The following is a 23,634-nucleotide window of genomic DNA, read 5'->3' as shown; positions in this document are numbered from 1 at the left end:
CCGTCCTACGCTTCCGCGGCCATTTGGCAACCCCTGGGGAGGGGAGCACTTCGTTAGTTTCCTCACAATCTCTTCTTTCACTTTCATTGACTACCTGGGAGTTGCTTCCATGAATAGAGCAGATTCGACGGGAAAATATCTAACAAAGGGAATTTCCGGGCTGGCTCGCAAAACATGTGGGCTTTCTTTTTCCTTGGCGATGGTCATGGGGGTGGCCAGCGCTGCACATGCCGCGCAGTTCATGACGCATCATGTGCGTGACGCAGTGAGTGAGGCAACCACCAAGCAACTGGGCGATCTGCCCGCCAACAAACGGATGAGCATCGATGTTGTATTGCCGCTACGCGATCAGGCAGGTCTTGACCAATTCGTGGCTGATATTGCCAATCCGATGAGTCTGCAGTATCGCCAATACCTCACGCCGGAAGAGTTCGCCGCTCGCTTCGGCCCCACCCAGAATGACTACGACACGGTGGTGCAGTATCTGAAGCAGTATGGGTTCACCGTGACAGGCGGTCGTCTTGAGAGCAGGGACGTGCAGGCGGTGGGGCCGGTCTCCGCGGTGGAAGCGGCGTTCAACGTAAAGATGCACATCTATCAGCATCCCACCGAAAACCGCATGTTCTACAGCGCGGATCGCGAACCGACCACCTCGCTGGCGATTCCACTATGGCACGTATCGGGTCTGAACAACTTCTCCATTCCGCACCCGCTATACGTGAAAAAGAGCGACTACGCCGCGCCGGAGGCCATGGTACCGCTTGCCACTACTGGCTCGGGTCCTTCCGCTTCGTTCCTGGGCAGCGATATGCGCGCAGCCTATTACGGCGGCACAACACTTACTGGCTCCGGCCAGACCCTGGGCTTGTTGGAATACGAGGGCATCAACACCTCCGACGTGCAGTTGTATTACACAGGTGCCAAGCAAACCAATCCAAATAACCTCAAGGTAGTCTCCACCGATGGTACGGCGACCACTTGCACGGGCAGTTGTACCGACATCGAACAGACCATCGACACGACACAGGCCCAAGGTATGGCGCCGAAGCTGAGTCAGGTGACGATGTATGTGGGCTCCACCGACACGGCCATCATCGGTGCGATGGTCACGAATGCGGATGGCCCGTTGCCGCAGACCATCAGTTGCTCGTGGGGATGGACGCCGGATGATCCGACCACGCTTAACCCGTACTGGAAACAAATGCAGGCGCAGGGACAAACTTTCTTTGCGGCATCCGGTGACAGCGGTAATTGGTCATCACGCGTCGAAGCATGGCCGGCAGACGCGGCTTACGTCATTAGCGTGGGCGGCACCGACCTCACCACGGCAAGCGCTGGCGGCGCGTGGAAATCCGAAACAGCCTGGTCAAACAGCGGTGGCGGCATTTCGCCGGATAACATCCCCATTCCGAGCTGGCAACAGATCAAAGGCGTGATCAATGCCAGCAACAAGGGGTCGACGAAATATCGCAATGGTCCGGATGTATCGGCCAATGCCAACTACACCTACTATGCGTGCGGCAATGGCAGTTGTACCGCCAACGAATACGGCGGAACCAGCTTCGCCGCACCACTGTGGGCAGCGTATATGGCACTGGCCAATCAACAGGCCAAAACGAATGGCCAAGCGTATCTTGGAACCTTCAACGCCACGGTTTATGCGGAGAATGAGTCCGGCGGCAAGCTGACCAGCACCTATACGGCCAACTTCCACGATATTACCAGTGGATCGAACGGTAAATTCTCCGCCGTAACGGGCTATGACCTGGTCACTGGCTGGGGCAGCATGAAGGGAGCGGGTTTGATCAACACGTTCTATCCGTAAACGCACTGAGTTTCTTTGGCATCTTGCCAGGCCCGGGTCTATTCCTGGGTCTGTTTTTCATTGACTACTTGGGAGTAGCTTCCGATGAATAGACCAGATTCGATGGGAAAATATTCAACACGGAGAATTTCCAGCTTGGGCCGCAAAACACGCGGCCTTTCGTTTGTTATCGCCATGGCATTGGGTGCCGCCGGTGCGGCGCATGCTGCTCAGTTCATGACGCACCATGTGCGTCAGGCGGTGAGCCAGGCGACTGCGCACCAGGCGGGCAGTTTGCCCGCCAACAAGCTCATGGCCATCGATGTGGTGCTGCCGGTACGCGATCAGGCCAGCCTCGATCAGTTCGTGGCGAACGTCAGCAATCCACTTAGCCTGCAATATCGCCAGTACGTCACGCCGCAAGAGTTCACCGCTCGGTTTGGCCCGACGCAGAATGACTACGATACCGTCAAGAACTACCTGACCAAGTATGGCTTCACCATCACCGGCGGTAGCCGCGATAGCATGGACGTCAAGGTTGTCGGCCCCGTTTCGGCTGTGGAAGCAGCCTTCAACGTGAAGATGCACACCTACCAGCATCCCACCGAGAATCGCATTTTTTTCAGTCCTGATCGCGAACCGACTACCGCGCTGGCGATTCCGTTATGGCACGTGTCGGGTCTGGACAATTATTCCATGCCGCACCCGCAGTTCGTGAAGAAGGGCGAATACGCCGCTGCCCACGGCATGTCGCCAGATGCGGTGGTTTCGCATGCCACGACCGGTTCGGGTCCATCGGCTTCCTTCCTGGGCAGCGACATGCGTGCGGCCTATTACGGTAATGGTTCGCTTACCGGTGCGGGCCAGACCGTGGGCCTGTTCGAATACGAGGGCATCAACACCTCCGACGTGCAGTTGTACTATACGAATGCCAAGGAGACGAATCCGAATAACCTCACCGTCGTTTCCACCGATGGCACCTCCACCACTTGCACTGACAGCGCAACCTGCTCCTCCGACGGCGAGCAAACCCTCGATGTAACGCAGGCGCAGGGCATGGCGCCGGGCCTGTCACACGTGATTATGTTTGTCGGCGCCACCGATACCGCGATCATCAGCGACATGACCACCTACAGCCCGCTGCCGCTGACCATTGGCTGCTCGTGGGGCTGGACGCCAGAAGACGCGTCGACGCTCGATCCCTATTTTGAAAAAATGGCTGCGCAGGGCCAGAGCTTCTTCGTCGCGTCCGGCGACTCCGGCGAGTGGACCAAGAGCGGCAATGCCGAATCGTGGCCAGCTGACGATGCGCACATCATCAGCGTGGGTGGCACCGATCTCACCACGGCCAGCGCCGCTGGCGCATGGAAGTCGGAAACCGCGTGGAGCGATTCATCGGGTGGTATCTCGCCGAATGACATCGCGATTCCCTCGTGGCAGAAGATCTCCGGTGTGATCACTTCCACCAACAAGGGTTCGACGACGTACCGTAACGGTCCGGACGTATCCGCCAATGCGAACTTCACCTTCTACACCTGCGCCATGGGTAGCTGCCAAGCCAACGAGTATGGTGGCACCAGCTTTGCGGCGCCGATGTGGGCAGGCTTTATTGCGCTGGCCAACCAGCAGATCGCCAGTAACGGAAGCACGGCTTACGTGGGGTTCCTCAACCCGACCATCTATGCCAACAACGCGCCTGGAGGCTCGACCTACACGACGACCTTCCACGACATCACCAGCGGCAAGAACGCGAAGTACTCTGCCGGAACCGATTATGACCTGGTCACCGGCTGGGGTAGTCCACGGGCTGCCCTGATCACGAATCTGGTGCAGTAACACACCAGAGGAACCGACACGAGAACGTCGATAGGCCCGGCAGCAAATGCTGGGCCTTTTTTAGCGTGGACAGCTTGGAACATCGATTCGCCGTTGGCAGCACGAGCACGCCACGCTCACTTTAGTATGCTTCCGGGGCATAGGCCACTGACGCGTTTAAACAGCCTGCGAAATGCAGCCTCGCTGCTGTAGCCAAGCCGCTCGGCAATGGTGCCCACCGACAGTTGCCGATCGCGCAGCAAACGCTCGGCGATGCTGACGCGCCACTGCGTTACGTATTGCATGGGCGGCATCTTCATCAATTGCGCAAAACGTTCGGCAAACGCGGAGCGCGACATGCAGGCCAGCGAGGCCATCGATTGCATGGTCCACGGGCGCCCGGGGTTTTCGTGCACGGCCTGCAGCACTTTGCAGATGCGGCCGTCGACCAATGCGGCGAACAGACCGCGGTGATCGGTATTGCGGTTGGCGTAGTCGCATACCGCCAGCGTGAAAAGCGTGTCAGCCAACTTATTCAGCAACACCTGGCGACCTGCTACACCGGAATTGACCACGTCCACCATCATGGAGGTGAGGTGCCGGAATACCTTGTCAGCCTCGGCCGCACGAACCACAAGGCATGTAGGTAGCGCATGGCTGAGCGGATGCTGGGTGCGGTTGGAGAAATGCAGTTCGCCACAGATCAGGCTGGTAGGGATTCCTTCCTGCTCATGGTGTGCACTAAGTCGATGTGGATCGCCGTGCGGAAGAACGACCAGGTCACCGGCTTTGAGGTGCAAGGCTTCAGTCAGCGCGCTGCTTTCGATCAGGCATTCCCCCGCGCCTACGAGATGGAACAGCCCGCATTCATAGCGCGGCTCGTCCATAAACCACTCGCCGCAATAGTGCTGCTCGGCCACGACGTCGACCCGCAGCATCGACTGGTTGAGTAGGGACTCCAGAGCTGGCGGCACAGACGTGGGGTGTGCGATTCCGCCAAGTGCTGGCGAAGGTTCGATATACATATCTGGGGCTTCCGTGGCTTGACGTTATGCTTGTTATTCGCAGAAAGCCAGCAAGGGTTACATGGCGCCGAGGCACCCTTGGCACGGGTTACTGCACAAGTGTCCAGCCACGAATCAGTCCGAATTCCAGCCAGTTCTGCAGCAGGCTGACTATGCGGAGTATGGCGGCTTCCTCGCCATGGTAGTGGGCTAGGTGTCTACAGAGCGTCGCAACGGATTCCCCACGTATGGCCGCTCCCAGCACTTGCCACTCATCGTCTTCCAACCAGCGATAGTGCACGGTCATGGCCTTGCGCCAAACCAGAATCTGCCGCTGCTTGGCAAAGCGGCGTAGGCGAGGGCGTGCATCGCCACGATCGGCGGCACGCCGGAATGCGTCGGTGTGGTAGCTACAGGTGACGACCTGCAGATTGTGCTGCAGCGATAACTCCAATGTGGCCCATGCATCCGGCGGGACTCCGGATAGATCGGCGATGTTTTTGCTTGATTCATCCGCCGCGTCGAACGCAGTGGAAATGGCCCAGTCCAGGCGCGCCATCTCAGCCAATTGAGGCTTGTCCCGCCAGGGCATGGCGTAGTCGAGGAAAGCAGCAAGACCGGCACCGTACCAGCGAATGTTGTAGTGCCCGGACGGATGTGCTTCAACGTATTTGTTCAATAGCGTGTCGAATTGCCGCCCCGCCATGCATTGCAGGCCGGCGAACTCCGCCTTCAGCGCATCACGCAGCCGAATGCGATAGCCTTGCCGGTAAACCGCCAGGCGACTGTCGGTGTCGGCGATGTGATCGTCGCGAATGCTCGTCAGCGGCAAGGGTTTCTCGGCCAGCACCGCTTGCAGCATCTGCATCTGGATAGCCTGCAGTGAACTCATGCGGCCGCCTGCAACAATGGTTCCGCCAACGCACGGGCATGCTCCAGTTCGGTCATCAATTCGGCCAGTGGTGGGAAATTATCGTCGCGTTCAATCATGGTCGAGACGCGGCCGAAGCGGCGCACGGCCTCGATGTACAAGTCCCACACCGCGTTGGAAACAGGCGCGTCATGGGTGTCGATAATCAATGGTTCGCCTTGCTCGTAACCGGCAAGATGGAATTGCTGCACGCGCGATACAGGGATGCCGCGCAAGTAATCCATCGATGAGAAACCATGATTCGTAGCGCTGACATGCACATTGTTGACGTCGAGTAGGATCAAACAGTCAGAACGCTCGGCAACTTCGGCGAGAAACTCCCACTCCGTTAGTTGTGAATCGGCGAAGCTTACGTAACTGGAAACGTTCTCCAGTAGGATGCGGCGCTTGAGCGTATCCTGCACGTGCTTGATGCGACTCACCACGTGATCGAGTGCTTCCTCGGTATAAGGCAGTGGCATCAGGTCGTGCAAATGGACGCCTTGCACACCGGTCCAGCACAGGTGATCCGATATCCATGCGGGTTCGATACGCCGTGCCAGCGCGCCGAGTCGTGCTAGATAGTCTTCGTCGAGCGGGTCGGTGCTTCCAATGGACAATGAAACGCCATGCATGACCAGCGGGAAGCGCTCACGAAAACGTTCCAGCCACACCAGCGGCAGCCCGCCGTTCACCATGTAATTTTCCGAAACCACTTCCAGCCATTCCACCTTGCTGGGATCGGCGAGCAGCGCTTCATAATGTTCAACGCGCAAACCAAGTCCATAGCCGAGGTACGGCCGCGAATCAGTGTGCTCGATGGATGTCATAACCATGACGATATTCGCCAGCTTGGAAAAGCGGGTTGCGTACGGGTGGTATGCAACCCGCCGGGAGCATTACTTCTTGGCCTCGGCCTGCGCTGCGTCGCAGTCAGCCTGAGTCTTCTGCATTGTGAAGCCTTGGCCCTTGCACGAGTTCTGGCCCTTGCATGCATTAGTGGCCTGCTTGCAGGCACCGTGGCCTTTACAGGATGAAGAGTTCATGCACTTCACTGGGGCCTGGTCACCGGCAGCAGTGCCCACAGGAGCAGCATTCACTGCAGCGGCGGCGAACAGACCGGCCACCATGACGGCCATGGCGCTGGCGTTGACTGTCTTGATCTTCATATCTATGGCTCCTAAAAGGTTTTGGTCGCCGCGGTGCGGCGCGAAAGAACGTCGTATCCGCTACATGGGCATGGCCCGTGTGTTGGTTTCGACCGGCTCATTGTGTTGCTTCGGTCCGTCGACGGCTGCATCCATGAGTCCCGCTTTTATGCCCGATCATCCGGTCCATGCCTGGCATCATTTGGATCTTGGGCAAGAAACCCTGGATGCCTGGACATGGCAGGCATGAGCGGGGTACCGGCATGATGCACTCACTTCATTCAAAGGAATATATGCAATGCGTCAATTTATGGCAGCGAAGGCATCCCGCCTATTGGAGATTTTGCACGCCGGGCGCTGGCTGGGGCCGTTGGTGGTACGTGTGGTCTTCGGTTACTTCTGGCTGGAGACGGGCATCGCCAAAGTGCATAACCTGGATGGGTTCACCCAACGCTTCGTTGGCTGGGGTGTTCCCTTCCCGGCTTTCAGCGCTGCGTTGTCGGCCTGGACGGAATTGCTGGGCGGCCTGCTGCTGATGCTCGGCCTGTTCACGCGTCTGGTCACCATTCCGATGATCATCAACATGATCGTCGCGGTGACGCTGGTGGTGTCGAGCAATCTGATGGGGCTGGATGACTATGTCGAGGCCGACGAGGTGGTCTATACGCTGATCTTCTTCTGGTTCCTGGTAGCAGGGCCGGGCAAGGTTAGCCTGGATACGCTGGTCGCACGCTGGTTGGGTATCCGTACCCAGTCCTGATCAGTGTGCCAAGAACGACGGTAGCCATTTGATGGCAATACCCCACATGACTATCGCGATCAATATGCGAATTCCTTGAACACCGGATCGACGCTGCCGTTCCATTCGCCGTGGAAGAGCTCCAGCTTGCGTTCGGCGGGCGTCTGGTTGGAGTCCACGATGTCGATCAGTGGCTCGAGAAAAATGCTTTCGTCCGCGTCATGGCGGTTGAGCCGGTTGCGGCGCTTCAAGCCGTGCGCGGCGATCTGTAAGGTTTCGCGTGCAAGATCGCGCACGGTTCCGTTGCGGAATGGGAGTTTCAATCCGTGCTTCGGCACGCCGTCGCGCAGGGCATGGCGTTCCACGTGCGTGAAGTCCTTCACCAGATCCCACGCGGCATGCAATGCATCGTCGTCATAGAGCAGACCCACCCACAACGCGGGCAGAGCACACAGGCGGTTCCACGGACCGCCATCCGCGCCGCGCATTTCAAGATACTGTTTCAGACGCACTTCCGGGAAGGCGGTGGTGAGATGGTCGGCCCAATCTTTCATTGTTGCACGCGTGCCGGGCAGGGCATCCAGTGTGCCAGCCATGAAGCGCTTGAAGTCCTGTCCAGCCAGATCGATGTAGCGGCCATCCTGATAACTGAAATACATCGGCACGTCGAGGATGTAATCCACATAGCGCTCGTAACCGAAGCCGTCTTCGAACACAAAGTCGAGCATGCCAGTGCGATCGGCATCGGTATCGGTCCACACGTGCGAGCGATACGAAAGATATCCGTTGGGTTTGCCTTCGGTGAACGGCGAATCGGCAAACAGTGCCGTGGCGACCGGTTGCAGCGCGAGGCTGGTGCGGAACTTGCGCACCATGTCGGCTTCGTTGCCGAAATCCAGGTTCACTTGCACCGTGCAGGTGCGCGTCATCATGTCTAGGCCGAGCGAGCCGACCTTGGGCATGTATTCGCGCATGATCTTGTAGCGTCCTTTGGGCATCCACGGCATGTCATCGCGGCGCCATTTGGGCTGGAAGCCCATCCCGAGGAAGCCCATCCCGAGGCCGTCCGCCACGGAGCGCACCTCTTCCAGATGCGAGTTCACTTCGCAGCAGGTTTGATGGATGGTTTCCAGCGGTGCACCGGATAGCTCCAACTGGCCGGCCGGCTCCAGGGTGATGTTGGCTTTGCCACGAGTCAATGCGACCGGTGTTTCGCCCTCGCGGGTGATTTCCCAGTCGTAGCGCGCAGCAATACCTTCCAGCAGGGCGCGAATGCCACGCTCGCCTTCGAACTCAGGGGGGCACAGAGCCTGCCCAGAACTTGATCCAGGGGCATCGGTGCGGAAGCCGAACTTTTCGTGTTCGGTGCCGATTCGCCATGCGTCGCGCGGTTTCTCGCCGGCGGCTAGGTAGTCGATCAGTTGCTGGCGACCGTGGATCGGGGTGCTCTTGACGGCACTGGGTATGGACACGTGGCATGCCTCACGGAGGGAGCCTTCGACTATGGTGGTGCGGCACCGCCATGAAAAGGGGGGGGGGGGGATGAAAAAATTGTACCTGACAGTACAACTACAAGGATGTCGGTTTGATCAGGCAGCAACGCTGGCGCTTACGCCACTTCAATCAATCCTGCCGCAAAATACATTGCCATCACCGCCAACGCCCACAGCGAAGCATTCGGCCAACGTCAGCAATCGCTGTTCCACCCAGGCTTTTCGGTGCTCGTAAGAGCGCCCGCTATAGGAGTCCTCCCCACAGGGGAAGTTACGTCTGCCTACTGTAAAAATATTCACGGATTTTTTATGGCGATTCTGGTGCCATTCGCAAGCAACTTCACCCCCCTTTCACGCTGGGACGGGGCGCCGGGGTTCAAGAGGTTCATGACGTTGAGATCAGGCTGACCGTTTCCCAAGGAGCGGCAAGAAAAGGAACTCCACAACCAGCAACCTGGCCAATCTCCCCGCGACGGGCACGTATACGGTGGTGTTCTACACCGCCATAGGCATTCCAGCCCATGCGCAATTAACGCTAATACCCCAGTAAAACGGATCAACACGGATCGAGCGATGAGTGGTCATGCCACGGCATGCCTAAAAGGACATTGATGATGAAAGTCAGGGAAACGCGCTGGAGTGGCGCACGGGTGGTCGGGATGATGGCGAGTGTCATCCTGCTGAGCGTGGTCGCCGTGTCGTTGCCAAAGGCATCGTCGCCCGAACGGGTCACGACCCATCATCACGCATACGTGCTACCCGCCTCGGCCGACATCCGTCGCACGCTCCTGCCCGACGGGCGCTTGCTTGAGGTGCATGGCGGAGAAGGTCTCGCTTATCTCCTTGATGAGGGCCAGCGCCTTCCCGTGAAACTGCCGGAAGCTCGTCGCTTCGGCTCGGTCACGGTGATGCCCGGTGGCGACGTGCTGCTCTGGGGCGGTGTCGATGCGCAAGGCCACATGCTGGACAACGGCGAATGGTTCCATCCATCCACGCAGCATTTCGTGCGCACGGGCGCGTTGGACTTGCCGGCGCGTGCCGGCCACACGCTTACCGTGCTGACGGATGGCAGCGTGCTGATGACGGGCGGTTGGTCGGTCGACGGCAAACCCGCGACCCTGTCTGTGGTGTGGCAGCCGCAAACCCGTCAGATCACGCTGCTGAGCAAGGCTGTATCACCGCGCATGGAAGCCAAGGCCACCTTGCAAAGCGACGGCTCTGTCGTGATCGAAGAGGGGGTCGATGAGCACGGCCTGCCGATCCACGAAGCGTGGCAATACGATCCCACAACGTCACGATGGTGGGTCGGCGTCACCGCGCCGGCCAAACCGGCATCGCTGATCACAAAAACCTCCCCCGACCAAAACACCACGTCCGCTTCCCTTCACGGCCCGCTGGTGATGCGCTTTGCAGCCCCTGTCGACGTGCGCCAACTCAACGATGGCGCGGTGACCTTGCTCGGTCCGGAAGGCGCGGTGCCAGTCAAGGCGATAGGCACCGAGGGTGGCCGCCTGGCCTTCGTGCAATTGCCGGATGATCTGTATCCCGGCTCGCGCTATACGCTGTTCGTGAAGGGCTTGCACACCGCAACCGGCGAGGCGGTGCCGTACACCGCGGTGGGCTTTACCACCGCCAGCCACGATGTCACTGGCGTGGTGTTGGCTGGGTCGGGGGCGCGTCCGGCAGCGAACACGCCGACGTCCTCGGAAACCGCTCTGCCCCCGCTCTATGTGATGGCCGGTGGCGGGCATGCGACATGCACGGGCGATCAACTTTGCCGAGATCACGGCTTCGTACGCGACGGGGCGTTCTATCCCGGCAAGAACAATGCGCCGGATGCAACAGGCGCCCACTGGCGCCTGTATGCCAAGTACCAACACCTGCCCGACACGCGTGCGCTGGAAGCGGCACTGCCAAAAAATATCACCGCATTCATCGGCCAAGTGCGCCAGATCGACGAAACGCCTGTCGCCAACGTGGCGGTGAGCATTGGCGATCAGATCGTGAAGACGGATGCGCAAGGTATATTCGTGCTGAAAGATCTTCCCGCCGGACGGCAGGAACTCTTCGTGGATGGCGACTCGGCCAACCATGGTCATGTGACATACGGTCGTTTTGTGGTCGGCGCCGACGTGAAGGCCCACGCCATCAGCCACATGCCATTCGTGATGTACCTACCACGCATCCTGCCGCGCGACGAGATCGCATTGCCGACACCGACCCCGCGCGAAGTGGTGCTTGAGCACCCGGACATGCCGGGACTGGAGCTACATATCCCTGCCGGTGCGGTGTTCAAGGATCGACAAGGCAAGGTGCTCACGCATATTGCGCTGGTGCCTACGCCGGTCGATCACGCGCCGTTCCCGTTGCCCGACAACTTCCCGATGTACTTCACCCTCCAGCCGGGCGATGCGGTGATGCAAGGGCTGACGCCGGAAGCCGCCAAGGGCATCCGCGTGGTCTACCCCAACTATGGCCAAGCGAAGGCCAACACGGCGGCTGATTTCTGGGTGTATAGCGCCCAAGACGGCTGGCAGATGTACGGCACTGGACATGTTTCTACCGACACCCAACATCTCGCACCCGATCCCGGCGTGGCGCTGACGCTTGCCTTGGGTGCGGGTGCGTCGATCAGCAGCGCCGCCGGAGGGACGGAGCAAAAGGTTTGCAATGCGCAAAGGGGCGAGCCGATCGACCTGCAAACCGGCATCCTGTTTCACGAGTGGGACGATCTGGCCATTCGCGACATCCTGCCGTTGACGCTGACCCGTACGTATAACTCGGCGAGTACGGCCTCGCAGATGTTCGGCATCGGTGGCAACAGCAACGTCGGCATGCATCTGGCCGGCACCACGCCCAACAACGATCACACCTTCAACACGGTGCAGATGGTGTTGCCGTGCGGCGAGGGGGTGAACTTCCATTTGGTCAGCGGTTCGGCCAATTGGCCGTTCCCGGCCGGTACCGTGTGGGAGCACACCGACACCGATTCGTCGCTGTATGGCGCCACCCTGCAGTTCGTCTACGACACCACGCCCAGCGCCGCCCATTGGATCGTGACGATGAAGGACGGCACGCAATACGCCTTCACCAATCATGTGCCCAACAGCCTGTCGTGGATACAAGACCGCTACGGCAACCAGATTCAATACACCTACAACGGCGGCCTGCTCGAACAAGCCCTCTCACCCAGCGGCCGCACCCTCACCTTCAACTACGACAGCGGTAACCGCGTCACTAGCGCCGTCGACCACAGCGGCCGCACCCTCGGCTATGCCTACAACAGCGCCGGAAGCCTGACCACGGTCACGTACCCGGACAACACCACCGAGCAATACACCTACGACGCCAACCACCACATGCTCACCATGCAGGATCGGCGCGGCCATGTGTGGGTGACCAATCAGTACGACGCCAATGGAAGAGTGACCAAGCAAACCTACGCCGACAACACGTCCTATCAGTTTGCCTATATCACTGACAGCAACAACGTCGTCACGGCGACCACGGTGACCGACCCGAATGGCAACCAGGAGCAGGTCGCCTTCGATCCAGTGAGCAGTTATCCCTCCAGCATCACGGAGGCTTACGGTACCTCGCTGGCGCAGACCGCCACGTTCAACCGTGAGTCGTCGGGCTTACTCGACAGCCAAACGGATGCCCTGGGCCGCACCACCGCCTACGCCCACGATGCGCTAGGCAACGTCACCCGCATTACGCGGTTGTCCGGTACGTCGAATGCGGTGACCACCCGCTTCACCTACACCAACGATTACAACCAGCTCGCCTCGGTGACCGATCCGTTAGGGCATACCACCACCTTCAGCTATACCCATGGCTGCCTCACGGGACGCACCGATGCGTTAGGTCATAGCACCACGATCCAGTGCAATGCCGCCGGCCAGCCGACGACGGTGCAGGATGCGTTGGGCCATACCGTGAGTCTTACTTACCGGGGCTACGACCTGCAGAGTGTTACCGATCCGCTTGGTCGCACGGTCAACTACGTGGTCGATACTTTGGGACGTCGGATTGCCGCCCGCGATCCATTGGGAAATGTCACGCTCACGCAATATGACAACAACGATCGTGTAACGGCTATGACAGACCCGCTCAATCAAACCACGACGCAAACTTACGACGGCAACGGCAACCTGCTGAGCGTGACGCTGCCCAACACCGGCGTGATCCACTACGCCTACGACAACCGCAACCGGCGGATCACGCGCACCGATGCCATGAACCAGAGCGAGTCGTGGACGTATGACGGCATGGGCGATGTGCTCACGCATACGGATCGCAAAGGCCAAACTACCGACCTCAGCTACGACGCGCTCAACCGCAAAAGCCTGGTGTCCTACGCGGATGGCTCCGGCATCCAGGCCAGCTACGACGCCGGCAACCGCATCACAAGCCTGACCGACTCGACCAGCGGCACGCTGAGCTGGGATTACGACGGCCTGGATCGCGTCACCAGCACCAGTGCGCCGCAAGGCAGCGTCAGCTACACCTACGATGCCGCCGGCCGGCGCACCAGCATGACCGCGGCGGCGCAAGCGACGGCCAACTACGGCTACGACAATGCGAACCGCCTCACGACGATCACGCAAGGCAGCGAAACAGTGCAACTGGCGTATGACGCCGACAACCGACGAGCCACGCTGACGCTGCCCAACGGCATCACCGTCAACTACGGCTATGACACCGCGAGCGAACTGACCGGGCTGACCTATACGCAAGGCAACGGCACCCCGCTTGGCAACCTGACTTACGGATATGACGCCGACGGAAGAATCATCAGCAAAGGCGGCAGCTTCGCCACGGACGTGCTGCCGACGGCGACCACACAGCCGGCGACGTTTGACCTGAATGATCGGGAGACGAATTTCAACGGGCAGGCGCTGACTTACGACGCGAACGGCAACCTGACCAGTGATGGGACGAACACGTATACGTGGAATGCGCGCAATCAGCTTGCGCAGATCAGCCAGGGCGGCGCGGTCCAACTCAGTTTCAGTTACGACGCATTTGGGCGTCGCACAAGCAAAACGGTGCAAGGTACAGCCACGCAGTTCCTGTATGACGGCATGAATGCGGTGCAGGAAACCCAAGGTGGCACGATCAATCCGATCCTGATTGGTTTAGGCATCGACGAGCGTTTTGCGCGCAACGATGTCACGGGACGAACGTACTTCTTGACGGACTTGCTCAACAGCACGATTGCATTGACTGATCCGACTGGTGCAATCAGGCAGCGCTACAGCTACGACCCGTATGGGAACGTGACACCAAGTGACACGACAACGGGATTCACGAATCCGTACCAGTACACTGGGCGAGAAGCCGACAGCCCGGGCCTCTACTACTATCGAGCACGCTATTACAGCCCGATGATGAGTGGGTTCATCAGTGAGGACCCGATCACGTTTGGTGGTGGGCAGTTGAGCTTCTATGCCTATGTTGGGGGGAATCCCCTTAGCCGCATTGACCCCTACGGTTTGGCGTCTTGCACCTACTCGATTTCTTCGCACACCCTGACTTGTACGCCCAATGCCGGCGGCGATCCTGCAACCCTTGGGCCTAATGGCGTTTGGTCTGGTGTTGGCCCCTGTGCTAACGACCCAGGATGCGCAAGCCATAACGAAATCGGGCCGATTGTTCCTGGAAACTACAACATGAATCAGGACGATAGACCTGGGCATGAAGGTTTCTGGCGTCTCGAACCCAATCCAAAAATCCCCGGTTGGAAATGCCGTCTTGGTCTTGAGCGCTGTGGATTCGAATTGCACCCTGGCGGAATTTCGCTGGGATGCATTACGGCTGACAAAAAAAGCCAGGACGCAATGAAGCAGTACCAGAACGTCAATGATCTCCTAAACCGAGAGAATGGCGACAATCATTTGAGAGTCGTGCCATGACTAAGCTGCTTGTTCGCCTCCTGGGTGCTGTTGTGGCGTTGGTGGTGATTGGGGTGGGATTGCTCCTTTTGCGAAACGATCAAATGGATAGAGGCGTGCACGCGTTAAAGGAGGGAAACGGCGCTGCGGCATTGGCGCGATTGAAACCACTTGCGCAGTTTGGCGATAAAACAGCTCAGATGCTTGTTGGTTCGATCTATGCGTATGGGAGCGGCGGCATTCCGAAAAGCGACGCGGACGCGATTTACTGGTTCCATCGACTTGGTTCTTTCGGGTCGGTAGTTGTCGAGGAAGGCGTTGATCCCGCAGCCCCTTATGAGCTTGCCGTTGCAAAGGCTTATGCCAGTGGTGCAGAGGGAGTAAAGGCTGACTCTGCCGAAAGTCTCAAATGGCTGAAACTAGCCGCGAAAGGCGGCAGCAAGGAAGCGGCTGACATGCTCACTCAGTCGCATCACTGATTTACGTTGGAGGAACCGTCAAGGAGTGCCAACATCGGTGTCAGCAACATCGGGGTCAACATCGGGGTCAGGTTGCCTTATTTAGGATCACCCAACAACGATCACGTCTTCAACACGGTGCAAATGGTGTTGCCGTGCGGCGAGGGGGTGAACTTCCATTTGGTCAGCGGTTCGGCCAATTGGCCGTTCCCGGCCGGTACCGTGTGGGAGCACACCGACACCGATTCGTCGCTGTATGGCGCCACCCTGCAGTTCGTCTACGACACCACGCCCAGCGCCGCCCACTGGATCGTGACGATGAAGGACGGCACGCAGTACGCCTTCACCCGTCATGTGCCCAACAGCCTGTCGTGGATACAAGACCGCTACGGCAACCAGATTCAATACACCTACAACGGCGGCCTGCTCGAACAAGCCCTCTCACCCAGTGGCCGCACCCTCACCTTCAACTACGACAGCGGTAACCGCGTCACTAGTGCCGTCGACCACAGCGGTCGCACCCTCGGCTATGCCTACAACAGCGCCGGAAGCCTGACCACGGTCACGTACCCGGACAACACCACCGAGCAATACACCTACGACGCCAACCACCACATGCTCACCATGCAGGATCGGCGCGGCCATGTGTGGGTGACCAATCAGTACGACGCCAATGGAAGAGTGACCAAGCAAACCTACGCCGACAACACGTCCTATCAGTTTGCCTATATCACTGACAGCAACAACGTCGTCACGGCGACCACGGTGACCGACCCGAATGGCAACCAGGAGCAGGTCGCCTTCGATCCAGTGAGCAGTTATCCCTCCAGCATCACGGAGGCTTACGGTACCTCGCTGGCGCAGACCGCCACGTTCAACCGTGAGTCGTCGGGCTTACTCGACAGCCAAACGGATGCCCTGGGCCGCACCACCGCCTACGCCCACGATGCGCTGGGCAACGTCACCAGCATCACGCGGTTATCCGGCACATCCAACGCCGTCACCACCCAGTTCACCTACACCAGCGACTACAACCAGCTCGCCTCGATCACCGACCCGCTGAATCACACCACCAGCTTCAGTTACACCAATGGTTGTCTGACCCAGGTCACCGACCCGCTGGGCCACGGCACCACGATCCAGTGCAATGCCGCCGGCCAGCCGACGACGGTGCAGGATGCGTTGGGCCATACCGTGAGTCTTACTTACCGGGGCTACGACCTGCAGAGTGTTACCGATCCGCTTGGTCGCACGGTCAACTACGTGGTCGATACTTTGGGACGTCGGATTGCCGCCCGCGATCCATTGGGAAATGTCACGCTCACGCAATATGACAACAACGATCGTGTAACGGCTATGACAGACCCGCTCAATCAAACCACGACGCAAACTTACGACGGCAACGGCAACCTGCTGAGCGTGACGCTGCCCAACACCGGCGTGATCCACTACGCCTACGACAACCGCAACCGGCGGATCACGCGCACCGATGCGATGAAGCAAAGCGAGTCGTGGACCTATAACGGCATGGGCGACGTGCTCACGCATACGGATCGCAAAGGCCAAACTACCGACCTCAGCTACGACGCGCTTAACCGCAGAAGTTTGGTGTCCTACGCCGACGGCTCGGGTACCCAGGCCAGCTACGATGCGGGCAACCGCCTGACGGACCTCGTGGATTCCAACAGCGGCATCTTGAGCTGGGGCTACGATGACCTGGACCGCGTCACCGGCACCAGCACATCGCAAGGCAGCGTCAGCTACACCTATGACGCCGCCGGCCGACGCACCCGCATGACCGCAGCGGCGCAAGCGACGGCCAACTACGGCTACGACAATGCGAACCGCCTCACGACGATCACGCAAGGCAGCGAAACAGTGCAACTGGCGTATGACGCCGACAACCGACGGACCACGCTGACGCTGCCCAATGGCATCACCGTCAATTACGGCTACGACACCGCCAGCGAACTGACCGGGCTGACCTATACGCAAGGCAACGGCACCCCGCTTGGCAACCTGACTTACGGATATGACGCCGACGGAAGAATCATCAGCAAGAGCGGCGGCTTCGCCACGGACGTGCTGCCGACGGCGACCACACAGCCGGCGACGTTTGACCTGAATGATCGGGAGACGAGTTTCAACGGGCAGGCGCTGACTTACGACGCGAACGGCAACCTGACCAGTGATGGGACCAACACGTATACGTGGAATGCGCGAAACCAACTCATCCAAGTGAGCCAAGGCGGTGTGGTGCAGCTGAGTTATACGTATGACGCGCTCGGTCGTAGAACGAGCAAGGCAGTACAAGCCGGACCGCCGACGCAATATCTCTATGATGCCCAAAACGCCGCACAGGAGACCCAGGGCAGCACAGTTAATCCGATCTTCAATGGATTGGATATTGATGAACGCTATGCGCGCAATGACGTTATAGGGCGCGCATACTTCTTGACTGATACATTGAACAACACGATTGCGTTGACCGATACGACCGGAGCAATCAGGCAGCAGTACAGCTATGACCCATATGGCAATGTGACGCCAAGTGATACCACGACGGGGTTTACGAATCCGTACCAATACATGGGAAGGGAAGCTGATACGGCAGGGCTCTACTACTACCGTGCGCGCTATTACAGCCCGATGATGGGTGGCTTCATTAGTGAAGATCCTGCGGGTTTTGCTGGTGGACAGCTAAGTTTCTATGCTGGATTCAGGGGCGATCCCGTGGACTTTAATGACCCTCTGGGCTTTAGTGCAGCCTCGACTGGTGCTGCATGGGGTGCGGCAATCGGAGGGACCATCGGTACGGTGGGTGCTATAGGAGCCACATGGGTTACCGCTGGTGGCAATGCGCCGCTCATAGCGCCAGAAGTTGCATGGACGATCGGTGTAGGAACAACGGTGGGCGCTGCCGTTGGCGGCATAATTGGCAATAACTCCGATACTGGCGTAGCGCCGGGTGCAACGACCGTTAACTCTACTCCCGACGACAATGTCATCCCATTTCCGGGGGATAAGGTGCGGCCTATTCCCAACCAATGTCCACAAGATGAAGATGGAAAGGACGACCGCTGTGCGGCGCTTTATAAAAGCGGGTTAGCTACATGCGCCATGTTTGACGGGAAAGAAGCGATTTATGTGCATGGCGGCAGTGCGTAAAAATTACGAACAGTGTATGGGGGAAGAATAGTGGGCACATCATCACCTCGCGTTATCGCCACGCGTAGGCTCGCCTACGCCTTCAAAGATGATCCGACGCGAAGAGCGTTCACCGTTCGTCTTCATGAGCCATTGATTGTTGAACCAGGGTCGGTCGACTTCGATGTCTCTGGGTGGACGTCAGGCTGTCTTATGAGCTTCGACGGACTTGATGAGAAGGAATGGGTCACGTACGGAGCCGACGAAGTTCAAGCAGTCGAGCTGGCTATTCAGCATATGGAAGATCATTTGCGTAGATTGAGCAAAAAATATGATCTCTATTTCGACGATGGTGAACCGTATTTTGAAGACTAGCCCTTGCTCCCGCGGCCGATGTACCTCTTTCGACTGCATCTTCTAATATTGATGTCAGCTATGACGCTGATGGGATGATCACGGAAACAGGGGTCAGGTTGCACTTTCATCCAACGACGGAAAGAGCACATGCCCTGGGTTTCAACGTGTGCCTCACCCAGGTCGCCGACCCGCTGGGTCACGGCACCACGATCCAGTGCAATGCCGCCGGCCAGCCGACGACGGTGCAAGATGCGCTGGGCCATACGATGAGCTTTGCCTATCAGGGCTACGACCTGCAGAGCCTCACCGATCCGCTCAACCGCACGACGAACTACGTGGTCGATACGCTGGGCCGCCGCATCGCCACGCGCGATGCGCTGGGCAACGTCACCCTTGCGCAGTACGACACCAACAATCGGGCGGTATCGGCCACCGATGCGCTCAACCAGACCACCACGCAAAACTACGACGGCAACGGCAACCTGCTGAGCGTGACGCTGCCCAACACGGGCGTGATCCACTACGCCTACGACAACCGCAACCGGCTGGTCACGCGCACCGATGCGATGAACCAGAGCGAGTCATGGACGTATGACGGCATGGGTGACGTGCTCACGCATACGGATCGCAAAGGCCAAGCCACCGACATCAGCTACGACGCGCTCAACCGCAAAAGCCTGGTGTCCTACGCGGATGGCTCCGGCATCCAGGCCAGCTACGACGCCGGCAACCGCATCACAAGCCTGACCGACTCGACCAGCGGCACGCTGAGCTGGGATTACGACGGCCTGGATCGCGTCACCAGCACCAGTGCGCCGCAAGGCAGCGTCAGCTACACCTACGATGCCGCCGGCCGGCGCACCAGCATGACCGCAGCGGCGCAAGCGATCGCCAACTACGGCTACGACAACGCCAATCGCCTCACCGGCATCACCCAAGGCAGCGAAACGGTGCAGTTGGCGTATGACGCCGACAACCGACGAGCCACGCTGACGCTGCCCAACGGCATCACCGTCAACTACGGCTATGACACCGCGAGCGAACTGACCGGACTCAGCTACGCGCAAGGCAACGGCACCGCGCTGGGCAATCTGACGTATGCCTACGATGCCGACGGACGCATCATCAGCAAAGGCGGCAGCTTCGCCACGGACGTGCTGCCGACGGCGACCACGCAGCCGGCGACGTTTGACCTCAATTGCGGATTTCGGCGATCGTGACCGCGTATTTCGGTTGATCGTGACCGGTCAGCGCCAGTCATTGTGCGGTGCACTCGAGTGTAACTGGACCGGTCACGATGAGGTATCGGCGGCTGGCTTGGCGGAGGACTTTCGGCGCATCGATTCGCCCTTCAGCACGATGCGATGAGAGCGGTGTACGAGACGGTCGAGGATGGCATCGGCGAGGGTGGGATCGTTGAGCCAGGCGTGCCAGTGTTCGATCGGTAGCTGGCTGGTGATGAGGGTCGATTTGCCGTTGCCGCGATCGTCGATGACCTCCAGCAGATCATGGCGCGCCGCCTGATCGAGCGGTGTCATGCCCCAATCGTCAAGGATTAGAGCCTGTCGTCATGAGGTGTTGAAATATGGTTAACTACCCGCCATGGAATCTTGCTGGATGGAATCCTCTGTGACTGCGGCCTATCGACGCCATGACATCTCCGATGAAAAATGGGGTTTGCTTGAACCCCATTTGCCGGGTCAAGCGGGCCGATGGGGGCGTGTAGCCAAAGATAATCGGCAATTCATCAACGCAGTGTTCTGGATACTTCGCACCGGAGCGCCGTGGCGAGATTTACCACCCGAGTACGGCGATTGGAAGAATACCCATCGGCGCTTTTGTCGCTGGCGCGATAACGGCACATGGGAAGGTCTGTTGGAACGTGTGATGGATGAGCCGGACTTTGAGTGGCTGATGATCGATGCCAGTCACTGCAAGGTTCATCCTCATGCAGCGGGAGCTCGTGGCGGCAATCAGGGCATAGGTCTCACAAAAGGGGGCGCAACACCAAGATACATTTGGCCGTGGATGCGCATGGTATGCCAGTCCGAATTCTTGTTACAGAGGGTACCCGGGCAGATTGTTCGCAGGCTGCGGAACTGATCAAAGACATTCCTGCTGAGCATCTCATGGCCGACAAAGGTTATGACAGTGATGCCATTGTTGAGCAGGCTCATGAGCAAGGCATGCAGGCGCATATTCCGCCACGTAAAAACCGAAAAGAGCCGCGCGACTACGACACGTACCTGTATCGTCATCGCCACCTGGTTGAGAATGCGTTTTTGTACCTGAAACAGTGGCGTGGTGTGGCGACACGCTACGCGAAGAATCTGTCCTCTTTCCTTGCCGCTGTGCAAATTCGCTGCCTCGTCATGTGGCTCAGAATCTTATGACGACATGCTCTAGCACGTCGATGCGCGCCAACTGAGCAAGCACGCGACCGAAGCTGCCGTCGGCGTGGGCGATGCGTAGCATCTCGGCGAGGCGTGGCACACGCTGATACAGCACCGGGAAGCCTTGGCGGCAGGCATGTTGTCCAAGCGCACACGCCAGCCACGTTTTACCAACCCCGGTCGGACCGGTCAGCAACACACTTTGCCCCTGCCGGATCCAGTCGCCGCCGGACAAGGTGGCGATCAGGCGTTTGTCGATACCGCGGTCGGCGCTGTACTGCACATCTTCCAGGCAGGCCTGGGCGTGTTTGAGCTTGGCCACACGAAGTAATCGTTCCTGCCGTCGACCGTCACGCCAATGGCGTTCGCGATCGACCAGCATGCCGAGCCGATCTTCGAACGGCAGATCGTGACAGGCCGGCAACAGGCGCTGTTCTTCCAGCGCCTGTGCCATGCCGTCGAGCTTGAGGGCACGCAAGTGTTCAAGGGTGGGATGGATCAACAAGGTGGTCTCCTTTTCAGTGAGTGGTGGGTGGATCGCGGTAATAGGTGGGGCCACGCAGGTTGACGTGGTCGGGTGTGACCCAGTCGGTTTGGGCGATGGCGCTGGGCAAGGGGTGTTGATCGAGCTTGTTGTGCAGGATCGACTGCACGGATTTGCGCGTGCGCGAACCGATCGCCCACGCGCGTGCGCAGGCCGCTTCCAGGCGGTCGTCGCCGTACTGGCGCGCGAGCGCCAGCAGCCCCAGGCAACTGCGATAGCCCATCTCCGGATGCGGGCGCTCGGTCAGCAGGTGCTCGACCAACTGACGGGTTGCCGCGCCGATCGTGTCGGCCCAGTGCAGGAAGCGACCGGGTGACCATTCCCGATGCGCACGATGTGCGGCCGGCATGTGGTCGGCGACGGTGGTGTGGCGTCCGCGCGCCGGGGAGCGGACGTGGCTGGCGATGCGCTGGCCGGCATGCAGGATCTCGACGGTGGTGTCGGTGATGCGCGCCTCGACGGTCTTGCGTACCAGGCTATGCGGCACGCTGTAGTAATGGCCATCGACCTCGATGTGGTAATCGATGTTGACCTTGCACGGCTTGAAGCGCGCCGGCTCATAGGGTTGCGCCGGCAAGGGCATCAGGGCGGGACGGTCGATCGTCTCGAACCACGAACGGCGCGAGCCGTCGAGCTTCTTGAACGGCCGTGCATTCAAGTCCGTCAGCAGGTCGGCGATGGCGTGATTGAGAGCGCTGAAGGTAAAAAAGCACGGATGGCGCAAGCGCGCGAGGATCCAGCGCTCGACCACCTGCACGCCGACCTCGACCTTGGCCTTGTCCTGCGGGCGTCGTGGGCGGGCCGGCAGGATCGCCATGCCGTAATGCTCTGCACACGCCTGCGTAGCACGGTTGAGCACGGGCTCGTAGCGATCCGGCTGGGTGATCAGCGCGCGCGGATTGTCAGGTACCACCAGCGCCGGCACGCCACCAAAAAATGCCAACGCCTGCGTCAAGCCGCGCAGCCAGTCGATCTGCGTTTCGCCCGGTGTGGCGCAGGCATAGGTGAAACTGGACGCACCCAGCACGGCCACGAAGATGTGCGCTCGCCGCAGCTCGCCGGTGTCGGGGTTGACGACGCCAAGGGTGGGGCCGGCGTAGTCGATAAACAGCTTTTCACCGGCAACGTGCAACTGACGCATCGAGCGGCGCAGCGAGGCCGTGTAGTCGTGGAGGTGCTGGCAAAACTGGGTGTATTGGTACGTGAGACGGCCAGCGTTCGCGTCGCAGTATTCCTGCCACAACAATTGTCGCGTGACGCCTTTGCGGCGCAACTCCCGATGCACCCATGGCAGATCGATGGGCGCCCGCTCGCCACGCACGGCGGGTGGTGACATACACAACTGGGCGGCAATCGCGTTGTCGTCCATGGCGGACAGGCCGGGCCAGTCCAGTCCGGCGGCCGTGGCACGTTTCACGTACTTGCTGACCACGCCCTTGGACAGACCCAAGGCCAAGGCGATGCGTTCGTGCGAGAGGTCGCACTCCAGCTTCAGTCGAAGACATTCTTTGATCTTGCGCATAGCTACTCGCGGGGTCGGCATCGCCACTCCAAAAAGCCGTGGAGGATGCCGTTGCGTTGAAGTTATGCACAACGAGGGGCGCGTTTCGGTAAGCCGTGACCGCTGATTTCGGTGACCGTCGAAAATCGGTCACGATCAACCGAAACGGGCGGTCACGGCTTACCGAAATGACCGGTCACGCCTTACCGAAATGGGCGGTCACGATGGGCCGAAATACGCAACCTCAATGATCGGGAGACGAGCTTCAACGGGCAGGCGCTGACTTACGACGCGAACGGCAACCTGACCAGTGATGGGACGAACACGTATACGTGGAATGCACGCAATCAGCTTGCGCAGATCAGCCAGGGCGGCGCGGTCCAACTCAGTTTCAGTTACGACGCATTTGGGCGTCGCACAAGCA

The 23,634-nt window shown here is 59.4% G+C and carries 16 protein-coding genes and 1 pseudogene; 9 read left to right on the top strand and 8 right to left on the bottom strand.

Annotated elements, in window-relative coordinates; translation table 11 throughout:
* The first annotated feature begins 205 nt into the window (after nt 1-205).
* Both EO087_RS10665 and EO087_RS10660 read left to right on the top strand, forming a co-directional pair.
* Nucleotides 206-1,825, top strand: coding sequence for a S53 family serine peptidase (locus EO087_RS10665; RefSeq protein WP_164931820.1), 1,620 nt, complete (start codon nt 206-208; stop codon nt 1,823-1,825).
* A 135-nt stretch (nt 1,826-1,960) separates the two neighbouring features.
* Complete coding sequence (locus EO087_RS10660; protein WP_164931819.1) at nt 1,961-3,640, top strand: S53 family serine peptidase; 1,680 nt, start codon at nt 1,961-1,963, stop codon at nt 3,638-3,640.
* 116 nt (nt 3,641-3,756) lie between these two features.
* Here EO087_RS10660 and EO087_RS10655 read toward each other — a convergent pair whose 3' ends face one another.
* From EO087_RS10655 to EO087_RS10640, 4 genes are all read right to left on the bottom strand, one after another.
* Nucleotides 3,757-4,644 (bottom strand): AraC family transcriptional regulator, encoded by an 888-nt coding sequence (locus EO087_RS10655; RefSeq protein WP_128898847.1) that lies wholly within the window; start codon nt 4,642-4,644, stop codon nt 3,757-3,759.
* An 88-nt stretch (nt 4,645-4,732) separates the two neighbouring features.
* Nucleotides 4,733-5,515, bottom strand: coding sequence for a DNA-binding domain-containing protein (locus EO087_RS10650; RefSeq protein WP_128898846.1), 783 nt, complete (start codon nt 5,513-5,515; stop codon nt 4,733-4,735).
* Complete coding sequence (locus tag EO087_RS10645; protein WP_128898845.1) at nt 5,512-6,369, bottom strand: DUF692 domain-containing protein; 858 nt, start codon at nt 6,367-6,369, stop codon at nt 5,512-5,514. The genes EO087_RS10650 and EO087_RS10645 overlap by 4 nt, the downstream gene beginning before the upstream one ends.
* Before the next feature lie 63 nt (nt 6,370-6,432).
* Nucleotides 6,433-6,702 (bottom strand): hypothetical protein, encoded by a 270-nt coding sequence (locus EO087_RS10640; protein WP_128898844.1) that lies wholly within the window; start codon nt 6,700-6,702, stop codon nt 6,433-6,435.
* Nucleotides 6,703-6,979: 277 nt separating this feature from the next.
* On the opposite strand from EO087_RS10640, the gene EO087_RS10635 reads away from it, so the two are divergent.
* Nucleotides 6,980-7,441 (top strand): DoxX family protein, encoded by a 462-nt coding sequence (locus EO087_RS10635; RefSeq protein ID WP_128898843.1) that lies wholly within the window; start codon nt 6,980-6,982, stop codon nt 7,439-7,441.
* A 59-nt stretch (nt 7,442-7,500) separates the two neighbouring features.
* On the opposite strand, the gene EO087_RS10630 is transcribed toward EO087_RS10635, so the two are convergent.
* Nucleotides 7,501-8,892: a glutamate--cysteine ligase gene (locus EO087_RS10630; RefSeq protein WP_128898842.1), complete on the bottom strand. Its 1,392-nt coding sequence runs from the start codon at nt 8,890-8,892 to the stop codon at nt 7,501-7,503.
* A gap of 632 nt (nt 8,893-9,524) precedes the next feature.
* On the opposite strand from EO087_RS10630, the gene EO087_RS10625 reads away from it, so the two are divergent.
* The 5 genes from EO087_RS10625 to EO087_RS10605 all read left to right on the top strand — a co-directional run bounded on the left by EO087_RS10625 (nt 9,525) and on the right by EO087_RS10605 (nt 19,992).
* The gene (locus tag EO087_RS10625) at nt 9,525-14,831 is read left to right on the top strand and encodes an RHS repeat-associated core domain-containing protein (RefSeq protein WP_128898841.1); all 5,307 of its coding nucleotides are present in this window, start codon (nt 9,525-9,527) and stop codon (nt 14,829-14,831) included.
* The gene (locus EO087_RS10620; protein ID WP_128898840.1) at nt 14,828-15,289 is read left to right on the top strand and encodes an SEL1-like repeat protein; all 462 of its coding nucleotides are present in this window, start codon (nt 14,828-14,830) and stop codon (nt 15,287-15,289) included. The genes EO087_RS10625 and EO087_RS10620 overlap by 4 nt, the downstream gene beginning before the upstream one ends.
* A gap of 72 nt (nt 15,290-15,361) precedes the next feature.
* Nucleotides 15,362-18,436, top strand: a complete 3,075-nt coding sequence (locus EO087_RS10615; protein WP_205744349.1) for an RHS repeat domain-containing protein — start codon at nt 15,362-15,364, stop codon at nt 18,434-18,436.
* 30 nt (nt 18,437-18,466) lie between these two features.
* Nucleotides 18,467-18,790, top strand: a complete 324-nt coding sequence (locus tag EO087_RS10610; protein ID WP_128898839.1) for a hypothetical protein — start codon at nt 18,467-18,469, stop codon at nt 18,788-18,790.
* 146 nt (nt 18,791-18,936) lie between these two features.
* Nucleotides 18,937-19,992: an RHS repeat protein gene (locus EO087_RS10605; protein WP_205744348.1), complete on the top strand. Its 1,056-nt coding sequence runs from the start codon at nt 18,937-18,939 to the stop codon at nt 19,990-19,992.
* Between the two features lie 72 nt (nt 19,993-20,064).
* On the opposite strand, the pseudogene EO087_RS10600 reads toward EO087_RS10605, so the two are convergent.
* Nucleotides 20,065-20,331, bottom strand: a pseudogene (locus tag EO087_RS10600) (ATP-binding protein); the annotation flags it as partial.
* Between the two features lie 58 nt (nt 20,332-20,389).
* Between EO087_RS10600 and EO087_RS10595 the strand changes: the two are divergent.
* Nucleotides 20,390-21,165 (top strand): IS5 family transposase gene (locus EO087_RS10595; protein ID WP_240669003.1). Its coding sequence is split into 2 segments (ribosomal slippage): nt 20,390-20,759 and nt 20,759-21,165, totalling 777 coding nucleotides; the frame shifts between segments, so codons are not numbered across the junction.
* On the opposite strand, the gene EO087_RS10590 is transcribed toward EO087_RS10595, so the two are convergent.
* Together EO087_RS10590 and istA are read right to left on the bottom strand one after the other, a co-directional pair.
* Nucleotides 21,152-21,670 (bottom strand): ATP-binding protein, encoded by a 519-nt coding sequence (locus EO087_RS10590; protein WP_128898837.1) that lies wholly within the window; start codon nt 21,668-21,670, stop codon nt 21,152-21,154. The genes EO087_RS10595 and EO087_RS10590 overlap by 14 nt on opposite strands.
* Nucleotides 21,671-21,683: 13 nt before the next feature.
* Nucleotides 21,684-23,252, bottom strand: a complete 1,569-nt coding sequence (gene istA, locus EO087_RS10585) for an IS21 family transposase (protein WP_128897460.1) — start codon at nt 23,250-23,252, stop codon at nt 21,684-21,686.
* Between the last annotated feature and the right edge of the window lie 382 nt (nt 23,253-23,634).

Origin of the sequence: Dyella sp. M7H15-1, assembly GCF_004114615.1 — a bacterium.
Lineage (GTDB): Bacteria > Pseudomonadota > Gammaproteobacteria > Xanthomonadales > Rhodanobacteraceae > Dyella_B.
Note: the sequence above shows the minus strand (reverse complement) of the source record. Positions and strands in the feature narration are given on the sequence as shown.